Raw genomic sequence first — 25,576 nt, 5'->3', positions numbered from 1 at the left:
AAGTCATAGTAATCTATGATTTTAGTGTTGCCCGGAAGTTGAGAGATTAGACGTAGATTGTAAGATTTCCCCTTCCCACTGCAGCCACAGGGATGTTCGCCTTCACCGTCCACTCTACTTTATTGGACTTCATCGATTGTACGCTCAGTCCCATCTCTTCTAACAGATCTCGAAGTGGAACCCAAGTTGTACCGCCCTGGCTTCGAACCTTCCCCTTCACGTTATCTCCCGCTTGCCCTAATCGTCCTGAAGTTAATTCCCCACTGATGCTGTTAGCGTAGATGGTTCGATCTTTCCAGACTACCGAAGCCGTTCTTGTCTCTGCATCCCAACGTGCATTACTGCCGAACTTCTTCATGAAGCTTCGCAATGGCACCATGATCTGCTGCTCTTCTACACGAAATTCTCCTGATCGCAAAGTTGCTGCCGCCATCCCTATTTCAACCTTTAGTTCCTTACCTGCCAGCCACAATTCTGAATTGGACTCTACATGCTCAGCAATCCATGCTTTGCCAGGTGCTTTACGAGAAGCATATGCCCCATCCGACTTAACGCGAAATTGGACAGGCTCATCGGAAGCTTTAATCGTATCGAATTGATAGTTTTGCTCTTTGTAATAACGGATAATTTCCGGTAAAGCTTTTACCGTTTCGGCGTGTGCTCCTCCATCATGCATCAATACAATAACCGAGCTGGTTCCAGCAGGCACCTTGGTGGCATTACGTAGAATTTCGCTTGCAGGCACACCTTTACGTTTGGAATCTCCACTGTCCACATTCCAATCCATTACGGTGTATCCCCCTTGCTGCAACAGGTCGAAATAGCTTTGATCAAAGTGACCGTAGCTCCCACCCGGTGCTCTAACCAGATTAGGACGTAACCCGGTGATTCCATATATCACTTCTTCCGTCTGTTTAATCTGTTTCCAGAACTCTTTAAAATCACTATATAATTGCTTGTAATTATGATTAAAAGTATGATTTCCCACTGCATGTCCGTCTTCTACAATTGCTCGAATAAGTTCAGGATTTCGCTGCGCCTGCTCACCAAGTACGAAGAACGTAGCGGGGATCTCCTCTTTACTCAAAATATCCAGCACTTCCCGAGTATGTACTCCAGGGCCATCATCGAAACTCAGATAAACCATCTTCTTCGAATTATTATTCTCGCTGGGAGTGGGTACATTAGAACCTGAAGCATAAGAAATGTTGGTTATCCCCGGGCATGTCGTAAACAGACATATCGTTATTGCCACCCGGACTAGGAACGTAATCCATTGGGGAAGCCTACATGTATGTTTTTGGGTACTATTCACGGACATATCTACTTCTACACTGATTCTCGATTCCATGATCTGCGTCATTTATGAATCAACCTCCAACGTTTCTAGTAAATTTGCTGATAGACTTCAGCGGATTTGTTAGAATTATATGGAGGGCATGTGAAAAAAAGACGTCATTCTTCACTATAATTTTTGGGATCGGTATCGTATGGATTACGATTGATTCTTGGCCATGAATTAGGTAGCATATCCTAAACAAGACGTGCCCCGAGAGTTATGGTTCGCTCGTAACTCACACCTTAACTTCAGGAGAGTGAAAAGTATTGGAATTGCTTGAGAAGATCCAACATTTATTTGGATCCTACGGATATAGTGTATTATTTTTTGGACTGTTGCTTGAGTTCATTGCCCTCCCCTTCCCAGGAGAAACAACGATGGCCTATGCAGGTTATTTATCATACAAAGGACAGCTCGACTTCGGAATCCTTCTTATCCTTGCGTTTCTAGGAACAACGATCGGCATGACCATCACGTATTTTATTGGAGCTAAGGCAGGGCTGCCGTTTATAACCCGCTATGGGAAATGGTTTTTACTGAAGCAGGACAAGCTGGATAAAACGCAAAAATGGTTTGGCAAATACGGTAACGGCTTGATCTTCATTGGCTATTTCATTCCAGGTGTACGACACTTTACAGGTTATTTTGCAGGCATTGCTGCCATTCCCTTTCGTAAATTCGCTCTCTACGCTTACTCGGGTGCGTTATTCTGGGTCGTCTTATTTTTAGGCATCGGCAAACTATTTGGCCCTCAGTGGAACGTCGTATTTCAGCTCGCGCATCAGTACTCCGCGTACCTCCTAGCTGGTGTTGGACTTCTCTTATTAGTCGCTGTGGTCTACCGTTACCGCACGGTCTGGAGTCACCGCAACATGAAGAAAAGCGCCCCTGTTCCCCAACGACAAAAACAAAATGCAGACTGAACGTCGTTTCCACACATCCCATGACAAGGAGCCGCAGACTATGCAGCTTCTTTTTTTTATTTTTTCTACGTCTTAAATAACCTTGCTCACGAAAATCAACATACGATACCGCACTATAGCCGGAGAAGCCCATGACTACTCCAAACCCTCAACAATTTCCTAAATCCACTTTCAACGTATTGCTCTATGTAATCTGTATGATTCGAGTCAATTTATGTTGCCTCTTCGTTACCTTCACTTTGTTGTCATAATCTGTATTCATTCAGGTCATACTACTTTGCAAATAAAGGATGTAAGGGGGGATCGAAGATGAGCATCGATGCGCAAAGCCATGATACATCACAGCAGATCCATCCAAATCTGAGTCAAAACATAGAGTACTGCAAAGAGATGATGGGTAACAGCAATGACTTAATGATCCGCCCTTTTCAATGCTTGCACAAATGGCCTGCCGTTCTGCTATATATCGATGGGCTCGTTGACGTACAGATATTAAATCAAGCAATTCTTGAATCATTGCTACAGCGACGGGAACTCCCTGATTTCTCAGTAGATGATGAACATCTGATATACCTGCAAAACGATGTTCTTGCCGCTAGTGAAGTATTGCTTATTGAGGATATGAATGATGCATTAAATGCCATGATTGCAGGCTTTGCCATTCTGTTAATTGAGGGTTCCGTGCGTGGTCTCAAGATTGGAGCCGCCGGATGGGAAGATCGCTCTGTCAGCGAGCCTATTTCTCAGACTGTTGTCCGTGGCCCCATGGAAGGATTTAATGAAAATTTACGTACAAATACAGCGATGATTCGTAGAAAAATACGGGATTCTCGCCTCTGGATTGAAGAAAGAGAAATTGGACAGATCACCAAAACAAGAATCGCTGTACTCTACATCAAGGGTACGGTCAACAATGATGTCGTTGAAGAGCTCAGAACACGTCTGGATCAGATCGATATCGATGGCATCCTGGAGGGCGGATATATAGAGGAGTTTGTTCAGGATGAGACACGCACCATCTTCCCGACGGTCTATAACAGCGAACGCCCCGATTCTGTAGCTGCTGCACTGCTTGAAGGTCGAGTTGCCATTATTGTGGACGGTACCCCTTTTGTATTGCTTGTTCCGGCCTTGTTTGTACATTTCTTTCAATCCCCCGAGGATTATTATCAACGGGCAGATATTAGTACACTGATTCGTATGATTCGGTACCTGGCATTTTTTATTGCTCTACTAGCTCCATCCTTTTACATTGCCATCACAACCTTTCACCAAGAGATGTTACCGACCAATCTGCTGATCAGCCTCGCTGCACAACGTGAAGGTGTACCCTTCCCAGCGTTCATTGAGGCAATACTCATGGAGTTAACCTACGAAATCTTGCGAGAAGCGGGTATCCGAATTCCCAAAACGGTCGGTCAGGCTGTCTCCATCGTAGGTACACTTGTTATCGGTCAAGCAGCGGTTGATGCTGGGGTCGTCTCAGCAGCAATGGTCATTATCGTTTCCATTACCGCGATTTCAAGTTATGTCATTCCAGAGAACGGTCTATCGATCTCTGTCCGGATCTTACGCTTTGTGCTGATGATGTTGGCGGCTGCCTTTGGTTTCTACGGCATCTTGATTGCACTGCTTATTACTGTCACTCATCTGTGTTCGCTTCGTTCATTCGGTGTATCGTACATGTCACCTTTTGCTCCCTTCATTCAGAGTGACTTAAAAGATACGTTGTTCCGGGTACCGTGGCCTGATATGAGAACTCGTCCACAATCTACAAAATCACCGAACGTCAACAGACAGCCCCCTAAAAAAAAGAAGCAACAACGATAGTCAGGAGAACATGACATGAAGACATCCTTACGCCTTATATCCTGCTTTCTCGTAGTCCTCCCTCTCCTAACCGGATGTTGGGATCGTCAGGAGCTTAACCAACTTGGTATTATGCTAGGTCTGGGTATCGACAAGGACGGCGACAAAATAAAGGTTAGTGCTCAAGTTGTTGTGCCCGCCGAAATCTCTTCCAAATCTGGTGGAGGAAGAGGTACGCCGGTTACACAGTACCAAGCCACAGCAGACTCTATGCTGGAAGCCATTCAAAAGTTGACCGAAACAAGTCCGCGTCGAATCTTCATGGCACATGTCCGAATTCTTGTGTTCGGGGAAGAGTATGCAAGGGAAGAAGGGATTTATGACGTTATGGAGGGACTCATGCGTGAGCCTACTGTTCGTCCTGACTATTACGTTATGGTAGCAAGGAAGACCCAGGCTTCCAAGGTTCTTGATTTGCTCACGCCACTTGATAACATTCCTGCGGAAAAGTTATTTAATTCACTTGATGTCTCCGCCAAGATCTGGTCACCTACCACCACGGTAACCGGAGACGATCTAATCAATACTATGCTATCCCCAGGCATACAACCTGTGATTACTGGGGTAGAAATTATAGGGGACGCTAGCAAAAGCGGGGAAAAGAGTAATATCGAGAACATCATCGTGCCTGCACGCCTCAATACAACTGGACTATCTGTCTTTAAAAAGGACAAGCTGATTGGTTGGTTAACCGAAGAAGAATCCAAAGGATTCAATTATGTAAAGGGTAATGTCAAAACAACTGTTGGTCATGTGGATTGTCCAAAGGACGAGGGCACGGTAACGATGAAGACACTTCGAACATCAACTGATCGCAAAGTAAAATTTATGCGTGGAGAACCGGTCATTAATCTTAAAGTCAAAAACGTCTCTTCCATTGGCTCGGTGGAGTGCAATTTTCAGATTGGTTCCATGACTGCCATCCATGAATTAGAGAAACTATCCGAAGAACGGCTCATTGAGTTAATGAAAAATTCGGTGAATTCCGTGCGGCGCAAATTCCACGTTGATATCTTTGGATTCGGCCAAGAGATATATCAGACTAACCCTAAATATTTCGAAAAGGTAAGAGAGAACTGGGATCAACATTTCGCAGACCTTGAGGTTAACTATGAAGCAAATTCACAAATCAGACGTGTGGGTACGTTGGATAATTCATTCCAAAATGAGCTAAAGGAGTGATAATATCGCATGGTTCTCTCCATTATCGCCGTAGTGATTGGAATCATCATCGGCTGGATTGATCTCCCAACCCTGTTTAAGAATAAGCAATGGAAAGAAACGGCAGTATATAGTGTCTTACTTCTAGCAGGCATCACGTTTAGTGTCATCGCGGTCAATCTGTGGGAATTTCCGAGTCCCTTAAAGCTCGTGGTTTGGATCTATGAACCAATCAATCAGTTATTAGCTCGAATTACAGGTACTTAGTTAAAAGGGGTGGAGATATGCTTGAGCAAGGGCGGCTTGGAACGAGACAATTGGCTACGCTAACGATCATGATGGTCGTTGGCGACATGATGATGATCTATCCTTCCGTAATTACGTCCTATGCGAAACAGGATGCCTGGATGTGTGCTCTGGTCGGTATTCCTTTAGGGATGGGTCTCATGGCAATGTTCCTTAAACTGGGCAACGCCTATCCGGGTCAAAACCTCGTATCCCTCTCCAGATCCATTTTAGGTTACTGGCCTGGAACACTGCTATCTCTTTTTTACCTGTATTTTTTTGTAATCGGAGCTGCCACCCATACCCGAGAAGTTGGGGATTTCATGACAACCCAAATTTTCATATACACACCGATCCGGGTTGTCATTTTATTATTTGTCATTGCTATTGTGTGGGCCGTCTTTCATGGTGTGGAGTCACTAGGACGAACCAGCGAACTTCTGTTACCTTTGCTTATTGTATTTATCGTTGTTCTTGTCGTTAGCTTGTTACCCCAGGTTGATGTCAATAATCTAAAGCCAGTCAGAGAGAACACTAGCGTTACAATTGCTCAAGGCATCTTGGTTAGTATCATTTATCCGGTGGGCGAGGCTATCCCTATTCTCATGCTCCTTCCCTACACTGCCAAAACCGCTCATCGAAACAGGGACGTTATTCTGGCTGCGGGCATTGGAAGCCTTATCCTCTCATCTCTAGTCACAATATCTATGCTTGTTCTAGGTGCTTTTCTTACACAGCATAATATCTACGCATCCTTCATTTTGTCGCAAAAGATCAACATTGGTGACTTTTTCCAACGCATTGAAGCCTTTATGGCCTCTGCATGGTTAATCTCTACTTATTTTAAAGCGTGCATCTATCTCTATGTCTTTGTACTAGGTATCGCTGAACTGTTTAACATGAAACAATATCGTCGACTTATTCTACCTACTGGCTTGCTGATCTTTGGACTTGCCAATCTGATCTCGCCCGGGATTACGTATATCATTATCACCGTCGTACCTTATTGGGTGGATTGGGATACGACGATAGGCATTATCCTTCCAGGATTGCTTCTTATGATCCATTGGATCAAATCAATTTCTCATCGTAAGAAATCATGAACAGTCAGCCTGAAATCATGAGCGCTTAAAGGAGTCCAGGTATGAACAAAGAAACGCTTACACTTAAACAGTTCACAGCACTCACCTTCCTGGTCGTCCTTGGCGACATGACCTTGATCTACCCTTCAATGATTGCTGCCTCCGCTAAGCAGGATGCTTGGCTCGCTTCACTCGTAAGTCAACCATTCGGATTACTCATTGTGTATGTAATCTATAAACTTCACCGTACTTACCCTGAGTTAAGTTTTATTCAGATCTGTATGAAGATTCTTGGGAAATGGATGGGAACTATTTTCACGGTAGCCTACCTATTTTATTTTGCCATGATCGCCTCTACGTGTATTAGAGAAGTTGGGGACTTCTTAACCACAAAAATTTACATTAATACTCCGATTCGAGCAATTATCATCTTGATGGTGGCAGCACTCACATGGGCTCTTCTCAAAGGAATCAGCAGCATTGGTGCCACCAGCGAGATTCTACTTCCGATCTTTGTGCTGTTCATGCTTATCCTGCTCCTAGGCCTCCTGCCACAAGTTGAGTTATCTCGTATTAAGCCTATACTTAATTCCAGTCTGATTGAATTCTGGAAAGGTGTTGCGATTGGAACCTTTTCTCCTTTTGGAGATATACTTGCACTTATGATGGTTATTCCTTATGTCCGCACAAAGACCCATCTTAAACGGGATTTGTTATTGTCCTCCCTAACAGCAGGTATCATGCTCACGCTTCTTGTTTTGATGTCATTGGCAGTAGCAGGTTCATTTATCACCCAACATAACATTTACATCTCTTATTTCTTGTCCAAAAAAATTAATATCGGAGGTTCTTTTCTTCGTATCGAGGCGATGATGGCTTCAGCCTGGTTGATCTCTACCTACTTCAAAAGCCTATTGTACATGTATTCGTTTGTGGCGGGAATCGCCCAACTGTTCCAACTTAAAAGCCATAAAATGCTGATCCTACCGTCCTCCATGCTATTCTTCTCAATGGCAGTGCTACTCGCTCCCAATGTGCTCTACTATATGGTCATCACCGGTAACACCTGGCTCTTGTGGGATACAACAACAGGCTTTGTGATCCCATTACTTCTGTTATTGATTCACCGAATCCGCAATGGGAAGTCTACACAAAGTTAAACATGGCTATGTAATGAAAAGTCGGTCGACGAGCATTCTTTTCAGCAATACAGCGAAGATGCCCCTACTCTTCTGGATGCTCTCTAAATAGCCAAAAAGGCCATGTTCCAAGGAATCGTCCATTCCTCAAACACAGCCTTTTCCACTTTTATATTTTCCAATAACTTGTACTAGCTCGATAACTCCCGAACTGCCTCAAGTGCTGCTTCAATATGTCCCTTTACTCGCACTTTAGACCAATCCTTTATCAATTTCCCCTCTTCATCAATCAAAAAGGTAGAGCGCACAATGCCCATGTATTCCTTGCCGTACATCTTCTTAAGCTGCCATACGCCATACTGCTCTGCTACTTGATGCTCCTCATCCGATAGCAAGGCAAATGGCAGCCCATGCTTGGCAATGAATTTATCGTGCTGCTTCATCGGATCCGTACTGATGCCTAAGATGACGGTATTCAATCCTTGAAACTCTTCATGCAGATCTCGAAAATCACAGGCTTGTTGTGTGCAAGAAGAAGTTAGATCTTTAGGATAAAAATAAAGCAACACCCGCTGTCCACGATAATCGGACAACTTAACATTCTCTCCCGTACTGGACGGAAGTTCAAAATCCGGGGCCATCTGGCCTACGGTTACAGTCATCTGAATCCCTCCTCATTTTTCACTCACAATTGCAATATGTAAGTTCAACTAAAAAATGTTTAGTTGAACCCATTTATTACGATCCTGCTCCGCGATAACGTTTCACGCCGAAATTCCATAGAAGTAAGCCCACTGAGCCAAATACGAGTCCCATGACTGGCGTCAGAAGTGCCATACGATGCATCTCCGATCGCTCTAGGAAGAGCGCTGCTGGATAGATGCCCACAAAGGCAAATGGAATAATCCAGGTTAACAGCACCTGTATCGCACGATTGTAGATCGTCACCGGATAACGACCATACCCTTGAATGTTATACATCAAAGGCAGAATTCCTGTTGGTGCGTCTGAATAAAACGAGAGCGAGGTCAGAATGGTATATATACCCGTGTAGATCATTACTGAACTTAATGCCAGAATGATAAGCGCCGGAATATGCCACCACTCCAGTACTAGTCCCATTTCTGCTCCGCTTATAACCATAATAATCAAACCGATGAACGAACCTACCAGCGCCGGTGGATCCACATTCTCCAGCAAGATCTGGAACAGATTATGGGCAGGACGAGTCAGTATGCGATCCATCTCACCCTTGACAATATAACGCTCACTGAACCCCCACAGATTAACGAAACAACTAAAGATACCGTACGGTACCATAAAGTATCCATAGACGAAAAGAACTTCACTCTCGCTCCAGCCACCTAAGTTATCCGTATGACGGAAAACAACAAAGATAAAGATCAGATTGGTTGCCTGAAACAACAGATCCGATATGATCTCAACCCAGAAGTCGGCACGGTAGGTGAGCCTGGTTTTCATATAATTTTTCAGATATTCTCCGATTAAACTTAAATAGTACATTCCGTTAACCCCCTTGCACGAACAAACGCTTACGCGCCTGCCGCCAGATCAGCATCATCGGAATCAGCAGCAGAACAAACCACAGCACCTGAATACCGAGTACATTCCATATGCCTGTGCCTTCCACTCTTCCCGTAAATACAGAACCGGGCAGATACGTAATCGCTTGGAAAGGCAGCAGCTTCATGATGGTTGACAACCAATCTGGATATAAGCTGATCGGAATAATTAAACCTGAGAACAGATCCACCACTACCCGTTTCATGCGCATCATACCTTCGTTATTTTCCACAAAGAATGCCGCAAGTCCCGTAATGACGTTAATCTGGGAGTTAATCAGGAAGCTGAAGAACAGCATCACCAGAAAACCAATCCACGCCGAAGGCGCAGTAGGCAGCTCTACCGGGAAGAGAAGAATGGCAATCAACATGCCCGGGATCATTAGCAACAAGAAGCGGAATATGCCTTCACCAAGCCCTTGCATCATTTTGACCATCACATAGTTAATCGGCCTGATGAATTGAATCGCTATGGAGCCATCACGAATGTCAGCCGCAATCTCTCGATCCAGGTTGTTAAAATAAAATGCCCGCGCCATCCACGACACCGCAACATACGTCGTCATCTGAGCAGCCGTGAAGCCGCCAATTTCTCCGCTTCCTCCGTAAATTGCTTGCCAGGTGAAGTAATACACGCCGATATTCAGCGTATATATCAAAATGCCGGAATAATAATTCACCCGATATGCCAGCATCGTTAGAAAACGAATGCGCATGAAATCAATAAATGCACTGTTCATCTAAGATACACCCACCGCTTCGTTGCTTGCCGTTACGATCTCAGGGCGCTCAGCAGAACCGGATTGATAGATACTACGTACGATCTCATCCGTATTAATCTCAACAATCTGAATATCCGTAATGTCAGCTTGTCCAACAACCCTTCCAAGCACGTCGGATACATTAAGCTCCAATGGAATCCAGACGGATGCCGACAGCTCGTTCTCCACTGTCCAGCGTACAGGCATTGCGGCAGTCCACTCCTGCATTTGGCTCATCGTGTGTGCTGTACCGAACTTGAAGCGGATCTCTCGCTCCGTTCCCCATTGGGATTTCAAATGATCCAAACCACCGTCATAGATGATATTTCCTGCATCCAGCATGATTACTCTTGAACAAAGTGCCTCAATATCCTGAAGATCATGAGTAGTCAGCAAAATGGTTGTACCATGCTCCTGGTTCATGTCTTTCAGGAATTCCCGAATCTCGGACTTCACGACAATATCAAGTCCAATTGTCGGTTCATCAAGAAATACAATGCCTGGATTATGCAGCAAGGCTGCTACTAGCTCACAACGCATGCGCTGTCCAAGGCTAAGCTTACGTACTGGACGACTGAGCAGGTCTTGAAGCTGTAACCGCTCAACAAGCTCATCCAGTCTTTTACGGAAATCAACTTCGCCTACGCGGTATACTTTGCGTAGCAGATGGAAGGATTCAATCACGCCGATATCCCACCACAGCTGACTGCGCTGACCAAATACGACGCCAATATTCTGTACAAACTTCTCCCGTTCCAGATATGGAACATATCCACCTACCGATATTTGGCCTGAAGTAGGCACCAAAATGCCGGTCAACATCTTAATTGTTGTTGATTTGCCGGCACCATTCTCCCCGATATATCCGCAAATTTCGCCTTGCGGAATTTGAAACGAAATGTCGTTTACAGCCAGTACCTCCTGGTATTGACGTGCAAACAGGTCCTGAAACGCGCCCTTGAGGCCACCGCGGCTCTTCTGAACGCTAAACGACTTGCGTAAATCTTTGACATCAATCGCCAGCATGTTTATACCTCACTTGGATTTTGTTGAAATTGCTTGTAGCCCAAAAAGAAATTATAATAGTATCAGTCGAAATTCAGCAAGCTTTAAAATAGTGTGAGGAGTGTCCTCTCTCGCATCTGTGAAAGAGGTCGTGCGCGGAAAACCTCGGCTAGATGATCATCGGACTGATTTTTAATTCATTTTGAATACAAAGGAGAGCTAGCATGACCAGAAAGACGAAGAGAACCATATGGATATCTCTTGCCGCCTTCGTATTGATTGTTGGTGGAGCTGCGGCATTTTATTTCGGTTCTATTCTCAATCAGTTGAATGGTTTGCAAAAGGAAGGCGACGAATCTCCGTTTGCCGGTATCGAAAATGTTGAAAAAGTGAACACCCCTGACCCGCCGAAGTGGGAGGGAACTGACACCGTAAATATTTTGGTTATGGGTGTCGATGCTCGTGGATTAGCCAAAGGCGAAGTTCCTCGTTCAGACAGCATGATGGTGGTATCACTCGATCCACTCACCAAAAAAATCAATCTGTTCTCCATTTTGCGAGACACTTATATGAATATAGACGGCTACGGTAAGGAGCGGATTAATACCGCGATTACACATGGTCCTAACACAGCAATGAAAGCCGCAAGTGACTTACTTGGTATCCCTGTTCAGTATTATGTGTATACGGATTTCCAAGGATTCATCAAATTAGTGGATGCCGTTGGCGGTGTAGACTTTGACGTAGAGAAGGACATGCATTATACAAGTAAAGCAGACAATAACGAATACGATATTGATCTCAAAAAAGGTTATCAGCATCTAGATGGAAATACCGCTCTGATGTATGTGCGCTTCCGTCATGATGCGATGTCAGACTTCGCTCGATCCGAGCGTCAACGCGAGTTCCTCAAGGCCGTTGCGGCGAAGATGCAGTCAACAACAACCATCGCAAAGCTGCCTTCCATTCTGGAAGAGGTTAGCCCATATGTAGATACGAATCTCACCCTTTCCGACATGTGGAAGCTAGGTGGACTCGGATATCAGAGTAGCATGAACGGTAGTGAACAGATTCCTCCAATGAACATGCTCAAGGAAGAGCGCACAGCTGGTGGAGCACAAGTACTAACCGTTACAAACGAAGAGAAACTCAAACAGCACATTCAGGATATTATTCATCCGCCTGCTGATCCTGAAGACAGCAGCAAGGTAACGGAAGATAAAACGGCTAGTGGGGACGAACCCAAATCCTCCGAACAGCCAGCACAGTAACAACTTCGAAGTCGAACACACAGAGGGCAGCCATCACGCTGCCCTCTCGCTGTGTTGTGCTAAGTATAGAAATCATTCAAACCATATTGAAAGGAAGTTATTCCATGAACTCATTCCCATCTCGCTCACGTTCCGAAGTTTTATATGAAGAAGCACTTCAACATATCGTTGGTGGCGTCAACAGCCCCTCCCGCTCATTCAAAGCCGTTGGCGGTGGTGCACCCGTATTCATGAAAAAGGCACAAGGTGCTCATTTCTGGGATGTTGATGACAACAAATATATTGATTACCTCGCAGCTTACGGTCCTATTATTACAGGACATGCCCATCCTCATATCACAGAGGCAATTACGAAGGCGGCTGCCAATGGCATCCTGTACGGTACACCAACCGAGCTTGAGATTCATCTGGCCAAAATGTTAAAAGAAGCGATCCCTTCCATGGATAAAGTTCGCTTCGTTAACTCAGGTACCGAAGCTGTCATGACAACGATTCGTGTAGCACGTGCATATACCAAGCGTAACAAAATTGTGAAATTCGCTGGCTGTTATCACGGACACTCCGATCTCGTATTAGTAGCTGCCGGCTCTGGTCCATCGACGCTTGGTATTCCGGATAGCGCAGGTATTCCAACGAGTATTGCCCATGAGGTTATTACGGTTCCCTTTAACGATCTGGATGCTCTCAAAGACGCTCTAGAGCGTTGGGGTGACGACGTTGCCGCAGTCATGGTTGAACCCATCGTAGGTAACTTCGGTATGGTCATGCCAGAACCGGGCTTCCTAGAAGGGCTCTGCGCGATGACACGAGACAATGGCTCACTCGTCATCTATGACGAGGTTATTACAGCCTTCCGTTTCCACTATGGTTCTACTCAGACATATGCTGGTCTGGAGAATCATGCTGAGATTGAACCAGATCTGACGGCATTAGGTAAAATTATTGGTGGCGGTCTCCCGATTGGTGCATATGGTGGACGTAAACATGTCATGGAACAAGTTGCTCCACTCGGCCCTGCTTATCAAGCAGGAACCATGGCGGGTAACCCGGCTTCCATCTCCGCGGGTATCGCCTGCCTTGAAGTGCTGCAAGGTGAAGGTGTATACGAAGAAATGGAACGCCTTGCAATTGATCTGACCACTGGGCTACAAGCTTCGGCAGATCGCCATGGTATCGATGTAACAATCAACCGAATTCGCGGTGCCTTCTCCACTCATTTCTGTAATCACCCGGTTACGAACTATGACCAGGCGCAGGATACAGACGGAGAAAAGTTCGCGTCCTTCTTCCGGCATATGTTGAACCGTGGCATTAATCTGGCTCCATCCAAGTATGAAGCGTGGTTCCTGACTACTGCACATACCGATGAGGATGTACAAGCGACATTAGAAGCAGCAGAAGCTTCCTTCAAAGCTATGGCTCAGGAATAATTTACAATGCTAAGTCGTGTCTAAAAACTCGGCAAACTCTGCGTCCTTCGGAATTCTCAGACACGCCTTAGAGGCGTCGATAAACGGTGATGGTGACCGTTTACGACGCCTGTTTTTTTTGCGTTTCTATCTGATCCATTCTAATACTGGACTACATGTAACCTCGTAATCTGCTCTGCGATTATTCGGATTCCCTCTGCGATTCGCTGTTTCGGCACGTTGGATATGTTTAATCGCAGCATTTTATCCCCGTGCATCCCCTCCGGGTAATAACGCTCTGTAGTTCCTGCCAGAACTCCATACTGTTCCAAACGAGTCAACAATGCCTTGAGCGGAATGTTGGCCGGGAGGGGCAGCACCGTATGCTCCCCTCCTGTACGCGGCGCTTCCTTGAAAGGTCCAAATTCAGGATAAACATCTAACTGCTCATGAACCTCACGCATGCGCGCGGCATAGCGATTGCGAATCACTTTGCCATGATGGGCAAACATGCCACTGCTTATATAAATCTCTAGTGCAGCCTGAGACAATACGGAGGTGTCAATATCGAGCATTTTTTTGTACATATGGAAGGAAGAGGTAAGCTTCTGGGGCAAGATCGCAATGCCTATGCGCAGACCCGGAAACAGAATTTTGGAATAACTTTTCAGATAAATGACCCGTCCGTCCGTATCATGGGAAAATAAAGGGTCTTGCTTCGAATTATCTTCCAGATCGGCCAAAAAATCGTCCTCAACGACGTATACATCGTACCTCACGGCGAGCCGAATTAACCGTTTCTTCTCCGACGTTGTCAGTGATGTTCCAAGCGGATTATGAAATCGTGGCATGACATAAAAGAATTTGATATCGCCCTCTCGGAATTGGCGTTCTAATTCATCCCAGTCCAATCCTCTTAGTGAGCGCTCAACTCCTGCAATCGGCACGTTTAATCCACTTAATAGTGAAGGCATATTGTGATACGTCGGTGATTCGAGCAGCACTCGCTGCTTTCCGTTCGGAAAAGGCATTAGTGCGAGCACTGCAAGTGCCTGCTGTACCCCTGATGTGATAAAGAACTGATCCGTATGGGCAAAAACCTGATAATCGGCAAACTGTCTCTGTACTAACTGAATGAGTGAAGGCAGACCTCTCTCCGTCCCATACAGAAATAAATCAGCCTGTTTCTTCTCCATCGCTTGATCTACACAATGGCGAAAATCGGAATAAGGAAATACCCGTGGATCAGGTGCAGCGGAGGCAAAATCCAGCGGCTCATTCCATTCACCATCATCTACATCTGCACCATTCTGTACAGCATAATAGCCAGACTGAGGGATCGCATACACCAGATGTCGTTCCTCAAGCCACTCATACGCTCTAATCACGGTACTGATGCTACATCGATGCTGCTGTGCTAAAGTCCGAACTGCTGGAAGTCTGATCCCCTTATCCATCCATTGCCCTGTATTCTGCTCGCGAGACTGCTCCTGAATCCAACGTTGTATGGACTCCGCGATAACTTCATATTTCTTCTTCATTCCAAGTTCGCACCTCCACAATTGTACCGGTACAGTCTTTATTTATGTTCATTGTAACACGTTCTTCCCGGCAGTATATTGATAGGGTCAACATGATCTTATGAATTAAGCGGAGGAATCGACATGAAACAATCCCCTACTCGTACTCAAGGTTTGGCCTATGTGGCAGCGGTTGTCTATGCGGCTATTATCGGCTTATCCTTTTTATTTGCCAAAATGACAGTGAATATCGCTCATCCAATTGATGTGTTAGCACACCGATTTGCCCTGTCCCTGTTCGTGGTCAGTATACCTGTTGTTTTGGGATGGATTCGGATTAAACTCACGTGGCGAGATCTATTGCGGATTATCCCACTTGGTCTTCTGTCTCCTGTATTATTTTTTGCATTCCAGACCTTTGGGCTTGTCTCATCAAATTCATCAGAAGCTGGTATTATCCAGGCCATGGCTCCTGTATTCACACTCATTCTGGCTTCTGTTTTTCTGAAGGAAAGAACAACAACGTTGCAAAAGCTATTTCTGATGTTATCGGTGGCTGGTGTGATCTACATCTTCTTGATGAAAGGTACTGCAATGTCTCTCGGCAATTTTAAGGGCATTGCACTACTTCTGCTCTCCACCATTTGCTTTGCAGGTTATGGTGTTCTTGCACGACCCCTGACGCAAAAATATAAACCGATGGAATTGACGTGGGTAACCTTGATGGTTGGAGCCATTGTCTTCAACGCCACATCTGTCATTCGCCATACTTCAATGGGAACATTATCGGATTATGTCAAACCACTTGGGGATGGTTCTTATCTGGGCTCGATCGCCTACCTGGCGATCCTATCAACCATGGTCTCTACCTTGCTTGCTAGTTACGCACTGACCCATTTGGAGGCTTCGCAGATGAGTGTATTCAGCAATCTGTCCACGTTAATTTCGATTGCAGGCGGGGCTTGGGTTCTACATGAGCCGGTTAGTGGTTATCATTTTATCGGAGCATTGCTCATTATTGCAGGTGTTCTTGGCACCAACATTAGTGGTAGGAAGCGCAGTCTAGAACCTGAACTCAGAGCCTGATGTTGCGTTAATTCGTTGTTGAAATTAAGCAAATACATTGACCTAAGTACCACTCACTTGTATGAAGCACAGGATTCAAGTAAACACTGCTGAGATAATCTATAAGTAAGTGAGGTTCCCTCAGCATGAAACCAACCCAGCCTTCATTCCTGCAAGCATTAATGCTCATGATGTTAACGGTGGGGCTTGTCAGTCACGTATTGATCATCCCTGCTCTTCTCACGGCTGCCAAACGAGATGCGTGGATATCCGTTCTGCTGTCTGCAGGCCCCTTCCTGTTATTCACTCTCATGCTTGCCTACGTCTCCCGGCATCTTGAGCATCAAACCTTCAATAACTGGTTATCGAATCATCTCGGTAAACCAATCGGTCTGCTGTTTCGTATCGGAAACAGCCTCTTTTTCCTGTCCTTGATCTATTTCACTTTGCATGATACGACCACATGGACCAAAACAAACTATCTGCAGGATACGCCAGTAATTGCAACGACTATCGCGTTGATGGCTGTGTGTGGCTACACCGCTTATAAAGGTATACGCACGCTGGCGTTCACAGCCGGATTGCTGCTTCCGCTCGTGGTTCTGCTTGGCTTCTATGTAGCTATCGTTAACATGCAATACAAGGACTACAGCCGCTTGCTGCCTGTGCTTGAGCATGGGTGGTCGCCTGTCATGAATGGAACGTTGTACTGCCTGGCTGGCATGTTTGAGTTATTGTTTATCTGGTATATTCAGCCTCATCTGCGTTCTCGCATTCGCCTGTGGCAGTATCTATTACTCGCCTGCATCATCGTAGGATTAACACTAGGCCCACTGATCGGAGCAATCGTGGAATTTGATCCGTATGAGGCGGCCAAGATGCGTTATCCCGCCTTTGAGGAATGGCGCATTGCTTCCCTGGGCAAGTATATAGCCCAAACGGATTTTTTTTCGATCTACCAGTGGCTCGCAGGTTCATTTACACGGATATCCCTCGGTATGTATATTGTGGTGGAGATATGGAATATTAAAAACGCCTATACAAGAAAAGCTGCCTTTAGCGCGCTCACTGTCGTTTTTATCATGACGATGTTACATCCATTGGATGATATCACGTTCGAATATTTGCTCGTACATGTTATTTTCCCGGTTAACGTGCTATATCTGAGCAGCCTTGCTGTAGTCGCCACTTTCACTGCGTGGTTCAGTTCACGCGCTCAGAGGAGAAAACAACATGGAGCACACACCGATTAACTCCGAATCCCCAGAGTCCCTATACGCTTCATTACAGCAGTTATTCAATTCATGTGCAGACGTTGTTGTACAAGCCTATCCTTCTAATCAGCCAGCTGGATTATCTGTTATTTTGGTCTATTGCGAGGGCTTAACCGACACCAAACAAATTAATCAATATGTTGTCCCTCGACTAGAACAGGCTAGACTCGATGCAGACATACCATTACCTTCACAACTAGGGCTCTCCATAAGCTCCATTCAGAATATACAAGATGTGCCCAACATTAATCGCCTCGTATTTAGTGGACAACTTGTCCTTTTCTTCGGGCAGGGGCATCCCGCTTATAGCATGGACATTGCCTCTATTCCGGGTCGTACACCCGAGGAATCCGCCATTGAGACCTCGGTCAAAGGGCCCCGTGATGGATTTACCGAAGAGCTTAGCACCAACATTGCCCTTATTCGAAAACGTCTAAAAAGCGACTCGATGTGTTATGAGAAAATTGTTAAAGGAACCCGGACACAAACCTCCATGGGACTGTTGTATATAGGCGATATTATTAACCCGGATATTCTAAGCGAAGCTCGTCACAATCTCAATCAGATTGAGATTGATGGAGTTCTCGGAACCTCGCTTGTGGAAAGGGCCGTTATGGGCGGAATCAAAAGTATTTTTCCTTTAACAGATAGCACTGAACGTCCTGATTACGTCGTTGATTCCATCCTTAATGGTCGCTTTGCCGTGCTTATTGAAGGTTCTCCAGTAGCGACAATTGCACCTACTACCTTATTCAATCAGCTGAAGTCCCCAGAAGACGAGAGTACTCCGTTCTTTATCGTGACCTTTGAGCGGATTCTTCGCATTGCGGGGCTATTAATCGCCTGCTTTTTTCCTGCCTTCTATATCGGACTTACAAGCTTCAATCTGGAACAGATCCCACTACCTCTGCTCGCGACCATTGCAGGTACTCGATTGGGATTACCTATGCCGGTTACACTAGAAGCCTTCTTAATGATCTTTATGTTTGAATTATTCAATGAAGCTGGACGTAGACTTCCCAGAGCACTAGGACAGACAGTCAGTGTCGTTGGAGGACTTATCATCGGGGATGCGGCTATTCGGGCGGGAATAACCTCCCCCACCATTATTGTTACCGTGGCGATCTCTGTCATCTCTAGCTACATTCTTGTGAATTCCGTTCTAAGCGGAGCCACTTCACATATCCGAATTTTCATGCTGGTTCTCTCTTCTGTACTTGGGCTGTTTGGGTTCATGATTGGTTTCTTCGCTCTGATTGTACACCTGGTGTCCCTAGAATGTTATGGCGTATCGTATCTGTCTCCTGTATCGCCTTATATCCCTGGTGATTTTACTCAATCCGTATCGATGCTGCCTACACTGAAACGCAAACAACGCCCTAAGGCTCTTCATACCCAAGATACCACTCGAAAGAAGGGAGATTCATGAGGTGCTCCGTGCAGTATATGACATGTCTTACTCAAAAAATAGGGCTCTGGCTGATCGCCATTATTATGACTATTCCCCTATCTGGCTGCTGGGATTCGAAGGAAGTTCAGAGCATCAATTTCATCACTGCACTAGGTATTGATTATGTCAAAGATCATTATGTCGCCTATGCACAACTGATTGATTTTTCGAGCATTGCGAAGCAGGATGGACCTACCTCTCGTGAAGGGAGCCAAATCTGGATCGGTCAAGGTGAAGGAGCAACACTGAATATGGCGATCAACGATCTGTACCGCAGTTCTCAGCAGCAGACGTTATGGACCCATGTGAAGGCTATCGTATTATCCCAAAATGCGCTGAATGGGCATCTAGAGGATATCTTCGATACACTGATGCATTCCGGGCAACTTCGTTATACCCCTTGGATTTACGGAACGGAGGATGATATGAAAGATCTGCTCTCTTCATCCGCTCTACTAAACCAATCTGAACAGACGATCGAGTTATTCGAGCCGGTTAAGCTATATAAACAATATTCAGCATTTGAGCCTATTCGCATGCATCAGCTTCTTGATGGATTCCGGGAACCCGCGTCCACCGTCCTTGTTCCTTCTGTTACCAATACAAATCACACGTGGACAAACCAGGATCGGAGGCCCTCCCTCGTTCAAATGAATGGATTTTACGTTATCACAGGTGGGCAGAATCAAGGAAGAGTAGACGCAAATCATGCGGCAGGAGCAAGATATGTCAACTACAACAAGGTCTATCAGTATCCACTGTATGTCTATTCGGACAAGCAAAAAACACCCAGTCTATCCCTCATGCTCCGTGATCCACGAACGGTGATCCGAGCAAAGAAGAATGGAACTGGGGTTCAGTTTGATCTTAAGACAATCGTTAAAGGTACGATCATTGAAGACCATAGCACACATCAATCCAAACGCATGTTGGAAAAAGAAGCTGCGCAGCAAATTCAGAACGAGATACGACACACCTTTCGACATACACAGGCGATGAAAATAGATACCTATGGCCTGGTCGAGTATCTATACCGACATGACCATCCCTTGTGGGCTACACACGCCAATAAACGAGCTAATCCTCTCGCCCAATTCAAGCTGGGTCAGGTGGATGTTCGTGTCGATATTATGAATGCAAGCACCTATAAATATAATGCTTCCAAATAAAAGACGATCCATTTCCCTTACTTAGAGGGCGATTGGTTCGTCTTTTGGTGTGCTATCATTTTAGTGTTCTAACTTTTTTGTTGCTCCACTATTATTTATCTAAGCTATCGGAAAAGCAACAACACTCATCAATGCTAGTTCAGGCTGCGTCGTATCCAATCGACTGTACTGCACAATGATCGGCACATTGCTGGACACCGTTATGGCGTAGGGAACTCCGAGTGGAATCGACTCGCCATTTGCTTGCAATGAAGCTGTTCGGATGTGTTTCGTTCTCCGCCCAGGTACCGTTGCCTCGATCTGCTCCAACGGTTCCCGATCCTCGAAGAAAATGGTGATCTGAAGTTCAGCATCTTCCGTGCCTGTATTCAATACACAGATGCTCTCATGGCTCTCCAATGCACCGCTACTATCTGGCGGAATGTATCCGTCGGGGATCACCCAATATGTATGGCCTTTCGCTCCCCCTGCGCTGTTTCCTGTATTATCGCTCGTGACATTCGTCTGATTCGTTCCCACGATGCCTACCTCCTCGTCTTGAACTGAGTCCTTCCGATTGATTCCGATCGGCTCTTGCTTCATTGCTAAAATTCTCGCCTAACGCAAGAACATCTGTAATGGCTGTAGTCTCAACTCACGGATGGCTTCTGCCACTTGCTGAGCAAGACGATGAGCACCGCGCTCTTGAAAATGCGTGTTGTCTTCAACACCTGCAGGGAAATTCATAAATTCACCAGGCAGCACCCACATAAAATCCTCTTTGGTACCCTCTATACCCGTCTGCTCGAACATAAGACGGCTTCGCTCAGCAAGATCAATTAGCGGTACTTCCTCCTCTTGCGCTAGTTCACGTACAGCTACGATATAATCGCCATGCGTATCTGTCAGCGTACCGTCGTCTGCGAAATAGCGACGATGAACGGGAGTAACCAGCACTGGACGAGCCCCCGCCTCATGGGCGACATCAATATATTTTTTCAAATGCTCTTTATATGTTGTGAAAGGCTTCGTTCCCCGACTAGGATCTGGCTTCTCATCGTTATGTCCGAATTGAATAAAGAGAAAATCCTCTGCCTTGATCTTCCTCTGAATGGCATCTAAGCGTCCTTCATTAATGAAACTGCGAGAACTGCGCCCTGACTGCGCGTGATTATCTACAGCCACATCGTGTTTGAATTGAGCAGGTAACAACTGACCCCAACCACAGTAGGGGTAGCCACTTTCGGGTTGATCCGTAACCGTGGAATCCCCTGCGAGAAATACCGTCATGGTCTGGTTCGCAAGTGTAACCTCTAATGCATTAATTCGTGGTGCTGGGCCAGAGAAGGATAAGCGAAGCTTGCCGCCTCGAACAACGACAGAGAATCGAACCTCTGCACATTGCCCTGGCAACGTATGGATGGTTGGCACCATCAGTCTGCCTTCTCCAGCTTTGACACGGGTACGTGTCTCAGCCAGCTCATCTCCTGCTAGCATCATGATCTGGTACGTGCCATCCGGCACATCCATGATAAAGGAGGCTTTCGTTGGAATACAGAAGCTTGAACGTAATTGGGAGGCCAGGTTAACCGGCTCCCCACTACCTTGAGTGCGATTAGCCCCTCGTGATGACTCATTCTCATGAATCCGTTGTTTCTCGTACACGATGGAGCCTTGTTCAAATCCGAATCCCTGATGAGTCTCATAAATTGTATTCGAAGATACCGCCTTGTATCCTTCTATTGATTCTCCAGGGCCAAACTTAAACTTCCATGCTGTAGCTGTACTCTCGTTGTTCTCTGCCGTTGCCTCCGGAGCAACGGCATGACGATCCTGAGCATTATTCAATGGAAATAGCCTCCTTGTTCAGCGTTCTGTTCCAACGCGTGCAATTAGCCTTTCAAACCGCTGGTGCTCATCCCTTGTACAATTTGTTTCTGGAAGATGAAGAACACAGCTACAACAGGTACGAGACTGACGATGGACATCGCGAACATCGCTCCCCAGTTAGAGGCAGATTCGCTATCCAGGAACATTTTCAGAGCCATCGAAACGGTGTATTTATCCGGTGAATTTAGGTACAATACTGGACCTAGCAGATCCTCCCATCTCCAGTAGAAGGAGAAGATTGCGGCAGTAGCCAGTGATGATTTGATGAGTGGCATAATAATCTGAATGTACAGCCTGAATTTGTTACATCCATCAATCGTAGCTGCCTCATCCAATTCCTTAGGAATGGTTCGAATGAACTGCACCATCAGGAAGATGAAGAACGGCATCCCGAAGAATGTAGGAACAACGATCGGCAGGATCGTATTCAGCCAACCAAGCTTCGTGAAAATGATGTATTGAGGAACGAGTACAACGTCATGTGGCAGCATAAGAGTCAACATCATAATGGAGAACCAGAAGGCACGTCCTTTGAAGTTGAGTCTGGCAAAACCGAAAGCGATCAATGATGATGATATCACTGCACCAATAGTTGAGATGATAACAATGACAAGCGAGTTCGTAATGTAATCCATGAACGGTCTACCGCCAGCACCTTTCCAACCATCAACATAGTTGCTCCAGATCCATTCTGTTGGGAAGAGCGTGTCTGCTGTAACAAAGATGGTGCGGCTTTCCTTGAAGGAACTAAACAGCATCCAGAGTACTGGATAGAGCATCAGGAGGGCCAGTGCTGCAACGAACAGGTGATAAATGGGCCATTTCACATTTCTCCAAACCATCGTTACTTCCCTCCTTCGGATTCATAGAACACCCAGAATTTGGATGTCAGGAATACGGCTACAGTAAGCAAACCAATCATCAGCAACATAATCCAGGCCATTGCCGAAGCGTAACCCATGTTGTTAAACATAAACGCCTGACGGAACAGGTACAGAGAGTACAGCATTGTACCGTCCATTGGACCACCCTCTCCTTTGGAGATGATGTAGGCAGGTACAAACGTCATGAATGCACCAATCGTCTGCATGATCAGGTTGAACAAAACAATTGGACTGAGGAGTGGCAAGGTGATGCTGAAAAATTTACGAATCGGATTCGCTCCATCCACGCCCGCTGCCTCATACATCTCAGGAGAGATATTTTTGAGACCCGCTAGGAAGATCAGCATGGAAGAACCAAACTGCCATACAGACAGCGAGATCAGCATCACGAGGGATGCATCAGGGTCACCGAACCAGCTTATTGGCCCCACCCCGATTGCTACGAGTGCACTGTTAATGACACCTTCATTACTGAAGAGGTTACGCCACATAATGGATACAGCTACACTACCACCGATGATAGATGGCAGATAGTACAAGGTACGATACGTTCCAACCATGCGAGAGCCAGTATTCAGGATCATCGCTACGAAGAGGGCGAAAATCAACCTTAACGGTACCCCAATGAATACATACAGGAATGTTACCTTAACCGAGTTCCAGTATTTCGGGTCTTCAAAGAACATTTTGTAATAGTTGTCGAGCCCGATCCAGCGCGGAGAAGTGAACAAGTTATAACTCGTGAATGACATATATAGAGAAACAAACATGGGGATCAGCGTAAAGCCCAGAAAGCCAATAATGAACGGGCTGATAAACGCATATCCGGTCAGGTTTCTACGTAACGACGAATACTGTCTCAATGGAACGAACCTCCTTCATAGTGCGTGTTCAAAAACGACGGTTTTCAGTACCGAGAAGATGGGATGAAGATAGAAATGGAGTAGCGGAGCGTAGGCAAAACTACGTGAGCAACGGACATTTCGGCTGAATCTCATCTTCGATGCTGAGATGCCGTCAGGCATCCATCGTAATCAAAAGCGGACTTTTTGAACAACATCTCATAGATCTGCTTGCGCTACGACTGGTTTTCTAGTGATGATTGGACGGGGAAAGGCCCTCGCAGAAGCGAGTAGCCCTGTTCCCGTCCATCCCAGTCCCGGGATGAGCAAGCAATCATTCAACTGTTATTTATTGTTGGCTAGGACAGATTCAGCATTTTTGCGGAATGTCTCTGCCGCTTGCTCTGGTGTGATTTTGCCAAAGTTCAGTTCTTCAACAACATCTGCTAGGGATGAGATTACTTCAGGTGAACCTACTGGTGGTGGCGGGCTCATTGGAGAAGCTTTTGGCTCCATCGATGCTACGAATTCAAATACCTGTTTGGTTGCATCGCTCAGTTCAGGTGCAATCGCTTCTTTGATTGCTCCAGAGATTGGCACACCGCGCTCACCTTTGATCAATTTGTTAGCTTCTACATCGTTCACCCAGAAATCGATGAATTTAGCCGCTTCTTCTTTTACTTTCGAGTTGGACGTTACACCCCAATACATACTTGGCTGCATATAGAGTCCTTTTTCCATATCAGGACCTGGCATTGGTGCAATTGCAAGTGGACGGTCAGCTACTTGTTGCAAGGCTACAAACTGATTCGACCATTGCCATACACCGATTCCTTTTTCTTTGACAAGATCGGATTCTTCGATAATGCCTTTGGTTTGGTTCGCGATATCTGGAGTAGGCGCTGCACCTTGCTCAATCATGCGACGCATAAGTCCGAAGAACTCAACGAATAATTTATCGTCGTCATAACCAAGGCCAGTTCCTTCCGCATTGTACAATGACAGTCCTTTCGTACGCAGGAAGTAGTGGAAGAAGATATCCGGCGCTACCCCACCATCCAAATACAGACCTTTATCTGCGGTTTGTTTACCCAGCTCTTCGTAGGTTTCCCAAGTCATATTATCCGGAATGGCATCCACGCCTGCTTTTTGAAGCAATGCCGGATCGTATTGGAAGCCTAGAACGTTAACACCAGCAGGCACACCATACTGTTTGCCGTTAATTACGCCAGTGCTGATAACATTCTCAGAGACATCGTCTACTTTGATCTGGTTGCCTAGATAAGGAGCCAGATCTTCTAGCTGACCATTCTGTGCATACTGGCTAATGTAAGAGATGTCCATCTGCACAATGTCCGGCAATTGACTTGCTGCTGCTTGTGGAGCGAGCTTTTTCCAGTAATCATCAAATGAAGCATATTCCACGTCGATTTTGACATTCGGGTTTTTCTCTTTGTACAGGTCGATGACCTTCTGTGTGTATTCATGCCGTGCATCTGAACCCCACCAAGCGATTCGTAGGTTAACCGATCCATCCGAGGATGAACCTTCTGTTCCTCCGCCTGAACTACATGCCGCTGTAAAAACGAGCAAAGCAGCCATCATCAGGAATATTGCCTTTTTCACCATGCCAATCTCCCCTTTTATGTTGATATGGTTGTGTGAACGGGTTACCT

23 protein-coding genes are annotated in these 25,576 nt (G+C 45.8%); 12 read left to right on the top strand and 11 right to left on the bottom strand.

Annotation, left to right across the window (positions count from 1 at the left end; genetic code table 11):
* Positions 1-46: 46 nt before the first annotated feature.
* Positions 47-1,363: a polysaccharide deacetylase family protein gene (locus tag M3636_RS26745; protein WP_251384545.1), complete on the bottom strand. Its 1,317-nt coding sequence runs from the start codon at positions 1,361-1,363 to the stop codon at positions 47-49.
* Between the two features lie 242 nt (positions 1,364-1,605).
* On the opposite strand from M3636_RS26745, the gene M3636_RS26740 reads away from it, so the two are divergent.
* The 6 genes from M3636_RS26740 to M3636_RS26715 all read left to right on the top strand — a co-directional run bounded on the left by M3636_RS26740 (position 1,606) and on the right by M3636_RS26715 (position 7,819).
* Positions 1,606-2,262, top strand: coding sequence for a DedA family protein (locus tag M3636_RS26740; protein WP_128100255.1), 657 nt, complete (start codon positions 1,606-1,608; stop codon positions 2,260-2,262).
* A gap of 309 nt (positions 2,263-2,571) precedes the next feature.
* Positions 2,572-4,092, top strand: coding sequence for a spore germination protein (locus M3636_RS26735; RefSeq protein WP_251384544.1), 1,521 nt, complete (start codon positions 2,572-2,574; stop codon positions 4,090-4,092).
* A 15-nt stretch (positions 4,093-4,107) separates the two neighbouring features.
* Positions 4,108-5,313: a Ger(x)C family spore germination protein gene (locus tag M3636_RS26730; RefSeq protein WP_251384543.1), complete on the top strand. Its 1,206-nt coding sequence runs from the start codon at positions 4,108-4,110 to the stop codon at positions 5,311-5,313.
* Positions 5,314-5,322: 9 nt separating this feature from the next.
* Positions 5,323-5,559, top strand: a complete 237-nt coding sequence (locus M3636_RS26725; RefSeq protein WP_251384542.1) for a hypothetical protein — start codon at positions 5,323-5,325, stop codon at positions 5,557-5,559.
* Between the two features lie 17 nt (positions 5,560-5,576).
* The gene (locus M3636_RS26720; RefSeq protein WP_251384541.1) at positions 5,577-6,680 is read left to right on the top strand and encodes a GerAB/ArcD/ProY family transporter; all 1,104 of its coding nucleotides are present in this window, start codon (positions 5,577-5,579) and stop codon (positions 6,678-6,680) included.
* 41 nt (positions 6,681-6,721) lie between these two features.
* The gene (locus M3636_RS26715; RefSeq protein ID WP_251384540.1) at positions 6,722-7,819 is read left to right on the top strand and encodes a GerAB/ArcD/ProY family transporter; all 1,098 of its coding nucleotides are present in this window, start codon (positions 6,722-6,724) and stop codon (positions 7,817-7,819) included.
* A 170-nt stretch (positions 7,820-7,989) separates the two neighbouring features.
* Here M3636_RS26715 and bcp read toward each other — a convergent pair whose 3' ends face one another.
* The 4 genes from bcp to M3636_RS26695 all read right to left on the bottom strand — a co-directional run bounded on the left by bcp (position 7,990) and on the right by M3636_RS26695 (position 11,168).
* Entirely contained in the window at positions 7,990-8,460 is a 471-nt protein-coding gene (gene bcp, locus M3636_RS26710; RefSeq protein ID WP_251384539.1) for a thioredoxin-dependent thiol peroxidase, read from the bottom strand.
* Positions 8,461-8,536: 76 nt separating this feature from the next.
* Positions 8,537-9,322 (bottom strand): ABC transporter permease, encoded by a 786-nt coding sequence (locus M3636_RS26705; protein WP_128100248.1) that lies wholly within the window; start codon positions 9,320-9,322, stop codon positions 8,537-8,539.
* 4 nt (positions 9,323-9,326) lie between these two features.
* Positions 9,327-10,121 carry an ABC transporter permease gene (locus tag M3636_RS26700; protein WP_056699805.1) on the bottom strand — a complete coding sequence of 265 codons (795 nt, stop codon included), beginning with the start codon at positions 10,119-10,121 and terminating at the stop codon, positions 9,327-9,329.
* On the bottom strand, positions 10,122-11,168 hold the full coding sequence (locus M3636_RS26695) for an ABC transporter ATP-binding protein (protein ID WP_251384538.1): 1,047 nt from the start codon (positions 11,166-11,168) through the stop codon (positions 10,122-10,124).
* A gap of 203 nt (positions 11,169-11,371) precedes the next feature.
* Between M3636_RS26695 and M3636_RS26690 the strand changes: the two genes are divergently transcribed.
* Both M3636_RS26690 and M3636_RS26685 read left to right on the top strand, forming a co-directional pair.
* On the top strand, positions 11,372-12,418 hold the full coding sequence (locus M3636_RS26690; RefSeq protein ID WP_251384537.1) for an LCP family protein: 1,047 nt from the start codon (positions 11,372-11,374) through the stop codon (positions 12,416-12,418).
* Between the two features lie 104 nt (positions 12,419-12,522).
* The gene (locus M3636_RS26685; protein ID WP_128100245.1) at positions 12,523-13,848 is read left to right on the top strand and encodes a glutamate-1-semialdehyde 2,1-aminomutase; all 1,326 of its coding nucleotides are present in this window, start codon (positions 12,523-12,525) and stop codon (positions 13,846-13,848) included.
* Between the two features lie 140 nt (positions 13,849-13,988).
* Here the strand turns inward: M3636_RS26685 and M3636_RS26680 are convergent, their stop codons facing one another.
* A complete protein-coding gene (locus tag M3636_RS26680; RefSeq protein ID WP_251384536.1) occupies positions 13,989-15,368 on the bottom strand; it encodes an aminotransferase-like domain-containing protein in 1,380 nt (459 codons plus the stop codon).
* Between the two features lie 123 nt (positions 15,369-15,491).
* Here M3636_RS26680 and M3636_RS26675 point away from each other — a divergent pair, with 123 nt between their 5' ends.
* The 4 genes from M3636_RS26675 (at position 15,492) to M3636_RS26660 (ending at position 20,305) form a co-directional block, all read left to right on the top strand.
* Positions 15,492-16,433, top strand: coding sequence for a DMT family transporter (locus M3636_RS26675; RefSeq protein ID WP_251384535.1), 942 nt, complete (start codon positions 15,492-15,494; stop codon positions 16,431-16,433).
* Positions 16,434-16,558: 125 nt separating this feature from the next.
* Positions 16,559-17,665: a GerAB/ArcD/ProY family transporter gene (locus M3636_RS26670; RefSeq protein WP_251384534.1), complete on the top strand. Its 1,107-nt coding sequence runs from the start codon at positions 16,559-16,561 to the stop codon at positions 17,663-17,665.
* Positions 17,646-19,115 carry a spore germination protein gene (locus M3636_RS26665; protein WP_251384533.1) on the top strand — a complete coding sequence of 490 codons (1,470 nt, stop codon included), beginning with the start codon at positions 17,646-17,648 and terminating at the stop codon, positions 19,113-19,115. The genes M3636_RS26670 and M3636_RS26665 overlap by 20 nt, the downstream gene beginning before the upstream one ends.
* A 17-nt stretch (positions 19,116-19,132) precedes the next feature.
* The gene (locus M3636_RS26660) at positions 19,133-20,305 is read left to right on the top strand and encodes a Ger(x)C family spore germination protein (protein ID WP_251384556.1); all 1,173 of its coding nucleotides are present in this window, start codon (positions 19,133-19,135) and stop codon (positions 20,303-20,305) included.
* A gap of 99 nt (positions 20,306-20,404) precedes the next feature.
* Here the strand turns inward: M3636_RS26660 and M3636_RS26655 are convergent, their stop codons facing one another.
* From M3636_RS26655 to M3636_RS26635, 5 genes are all read right to left on the bottom strand, one after another.
* Positions 20,405-20,824: a sensory rhodopsin transducer gene (locus M3636_RS26655; RefSeq protein WP_251384555.1), complete on the bottom strand. Its 420-nt coding sequence runs from the start codon at positions 20,822-20,824 to the stop codon at positions 20,405-20,407.
* Positions 20,825-20,902: 78 nt separating this feature from the next.
* Positions 20,903-22,132, bottom strand: a complete 1,230-nt coding sequence (locus tag M3636_RS26650) for a rhamnogalacturonan acetylesterase (RefSeq protein ID WP_285859234.1) — start codon at positions 22,130-22,132, stop codon at positions 20,903-20,905.
* A 44-nt stretch (positions 22,133-22,176) separates the two neighbouring features.
* The gene (locus tag M3636_RS26645; protein WP_128100237.1) at positions 22,177-23,016 is read right to left on the bottom strand and encodes a carbohydrate ABC transporter permease; all 840 of its coding nucleotides are present in this window, start codon (positions 23,014-23,016) and stop codon (positions 22,177-22,179) included.
* A 2-nt stretch (positions 23,017-23,018) separates the two neighbouring features.
* Entirely contained in the window at positions 23,019-23,921 is a 903-nt protein-coding gene (locus tag M3636_RS26640) for a carbohydrate ABC transporter permease (protein ID WP_128100236.1), read from the bottom strand.
* 324 nt (positions 23,922-24,245) lie between these two features.
* Entirely contained in the window at positions 24,246-25,529 is a 1,284-nt protein-coding gene (locus M3636_RS26635; protein ID WP_145410037.1) for an ABC transporter substrate-binding protein, read from the bottom strand.
* Positions 25,530-25,576 lie beyond the last annotated feature (47 nt).

This window comes from Paenibacillus sp. MER 99-2 (assembly GCF_023714095.1).
Lineage (GTDB): Bacteria > Bacillota > Bacilli > Paenibacillales > Paenibacillaceae > Paenibacillus.
Note: the sequence above shows the minus strand (reverse complement) of the source record. Positions and strands in the feature narration are given on the sequence as shown.

Excerpts from the sequence above, each read along its gene's own strand:
- M3636_RS26745 (WP_251384545.1), bottom strand. The coding sequence starts at position 1,363 with ATGACGCAGATCATGGAATCGAGAATCAGTGTAGAAGTAGATATGTCC.
- M3636_RS26735 (WP_251384544.1), top strand. The coding sequence starts at position 2,572 with ATGAGCATCGATGCGCAAAGCCATGATACATCACAGCAGATCCATCCA.
- M3636_RS26730 (WP_251384543.1), top strand. The coding sequence starts at position 4,108 with ATGAAGACATCCTTACGCCTTATATCCTGCTTTCTCGTAGTCCTCCCT.
- M3636_RS26725 (WP_251384542.1), top strand. The coding sequence starts at position 5,323 with ATGGTTCTCTCCATTATCGCCGTAGTGATTGGAATCATCATCGGCTGG.
- M3636_RS26720 (WP_251384541.1), top strand. The coding sequence starts at position 5,577 with ATGCTTGAGCAAGGGCGGCTTGGAACGAGACAATTGGCTACGCTAACG.
- M3636_RS26715 (WP_251384540.1), top strand. The coding sequence starts at position 6,722 with ATGAACAAAGAAACGCTTACACTTAAACAGTTCACAGCACTCACCTTC.
- bcp (WP_251384539.1), bottom strand. The coding sequence starts at position 8,460 with ATGACTGTAACCGTAGGCCAGATGGCCCCGGATTTTGAACTTCCGTCC.
- M3636_RS26705 (WP_128100248.1), bottom strand. The coding sequence starts at position 9,322 with ATGTACTATTTAAGTTTAATCGGAGAATATCTGAAAAATTATATGAAA.
- M3636_RS26700 (WP_056699805.1), bottom strand. The coding sequence starts at position 10,121 with ATGAACAGTGCATTTATTGATTTCATGCGCATTCGTTTTCTAACGATG.
- M3636_RS26695 (WP_251384538.1), bottom strand. The coding sequence starts at position 11,168 with ATGCTGGCGATTGATGTCAAAGATTTACGCAAGTCGTTTAGCGTTCAG.
- M3636_RS26690 (WP_251384537.1), top strand. The coding sequence starts at position 11,372 with ATGACCAGAAAGACGAAGAGAACCATATGGATATCTCTTGCCGCCTTC.
- M3636_RS26685 (WP_128100245.1), top strand. The coding sequence starts at position 12,523 with ATGAACTCATTCCCATCTCGCTCACGTTCCGAAGTTTTATATGAAGAA.
- M3636_RS26680 (WP_251384536.1), bottom strand. The coding sequence starts at position 15,368 with ATGAAGAAGAAATATGAAGTTATCGCGGAGTCCATACAACGTTGGATT.
- M3636_RS26675 (WP_251384535.1), top strand. The coding sequence starts at position 15,492 with ATGAAACAATCCCCTACTCGTACTCAAGGTTTGGCCTATGTGGCAGCG.
- M3636_RS26670 (WP_251384534.1), top strand. The coding sequence starts at position 16,559 with ATGAAACCAACCCAGCCTTCATTCCTGCAAGCATTAATGCTCATGATG.
- M3636_RS26665 (WP_251384533.1), top strand. The coding sequence starts at position 17,646 with ATGGAGCACACACCGATTAACTCCGAATCCCCAGAGTCCCTATACGCT.
- M3636_RS26660 (WP_251384556.1), top strand. The coding sequence starts at position 19,133 with ATGACATGTCTTACTCAAAAAATAGGGCTCTGGCTGATCGCCATTATT.
- M3636_RS26645 (WP_128100237.1), bottom strand. The coding sequence starts at position 23,016 with ATGGTTTGGAGAAATGTGAAATGGCCCATTTATCACCTGTTCGTTGCA.
- M3636_RS26635 (WP_145410037.1), bottom strand. The coding sequence starts at position 25,529 with ATGGTGAAAAAGGCAATATTCCTGATGATGGCTGCTTTGCTCGTTTTT.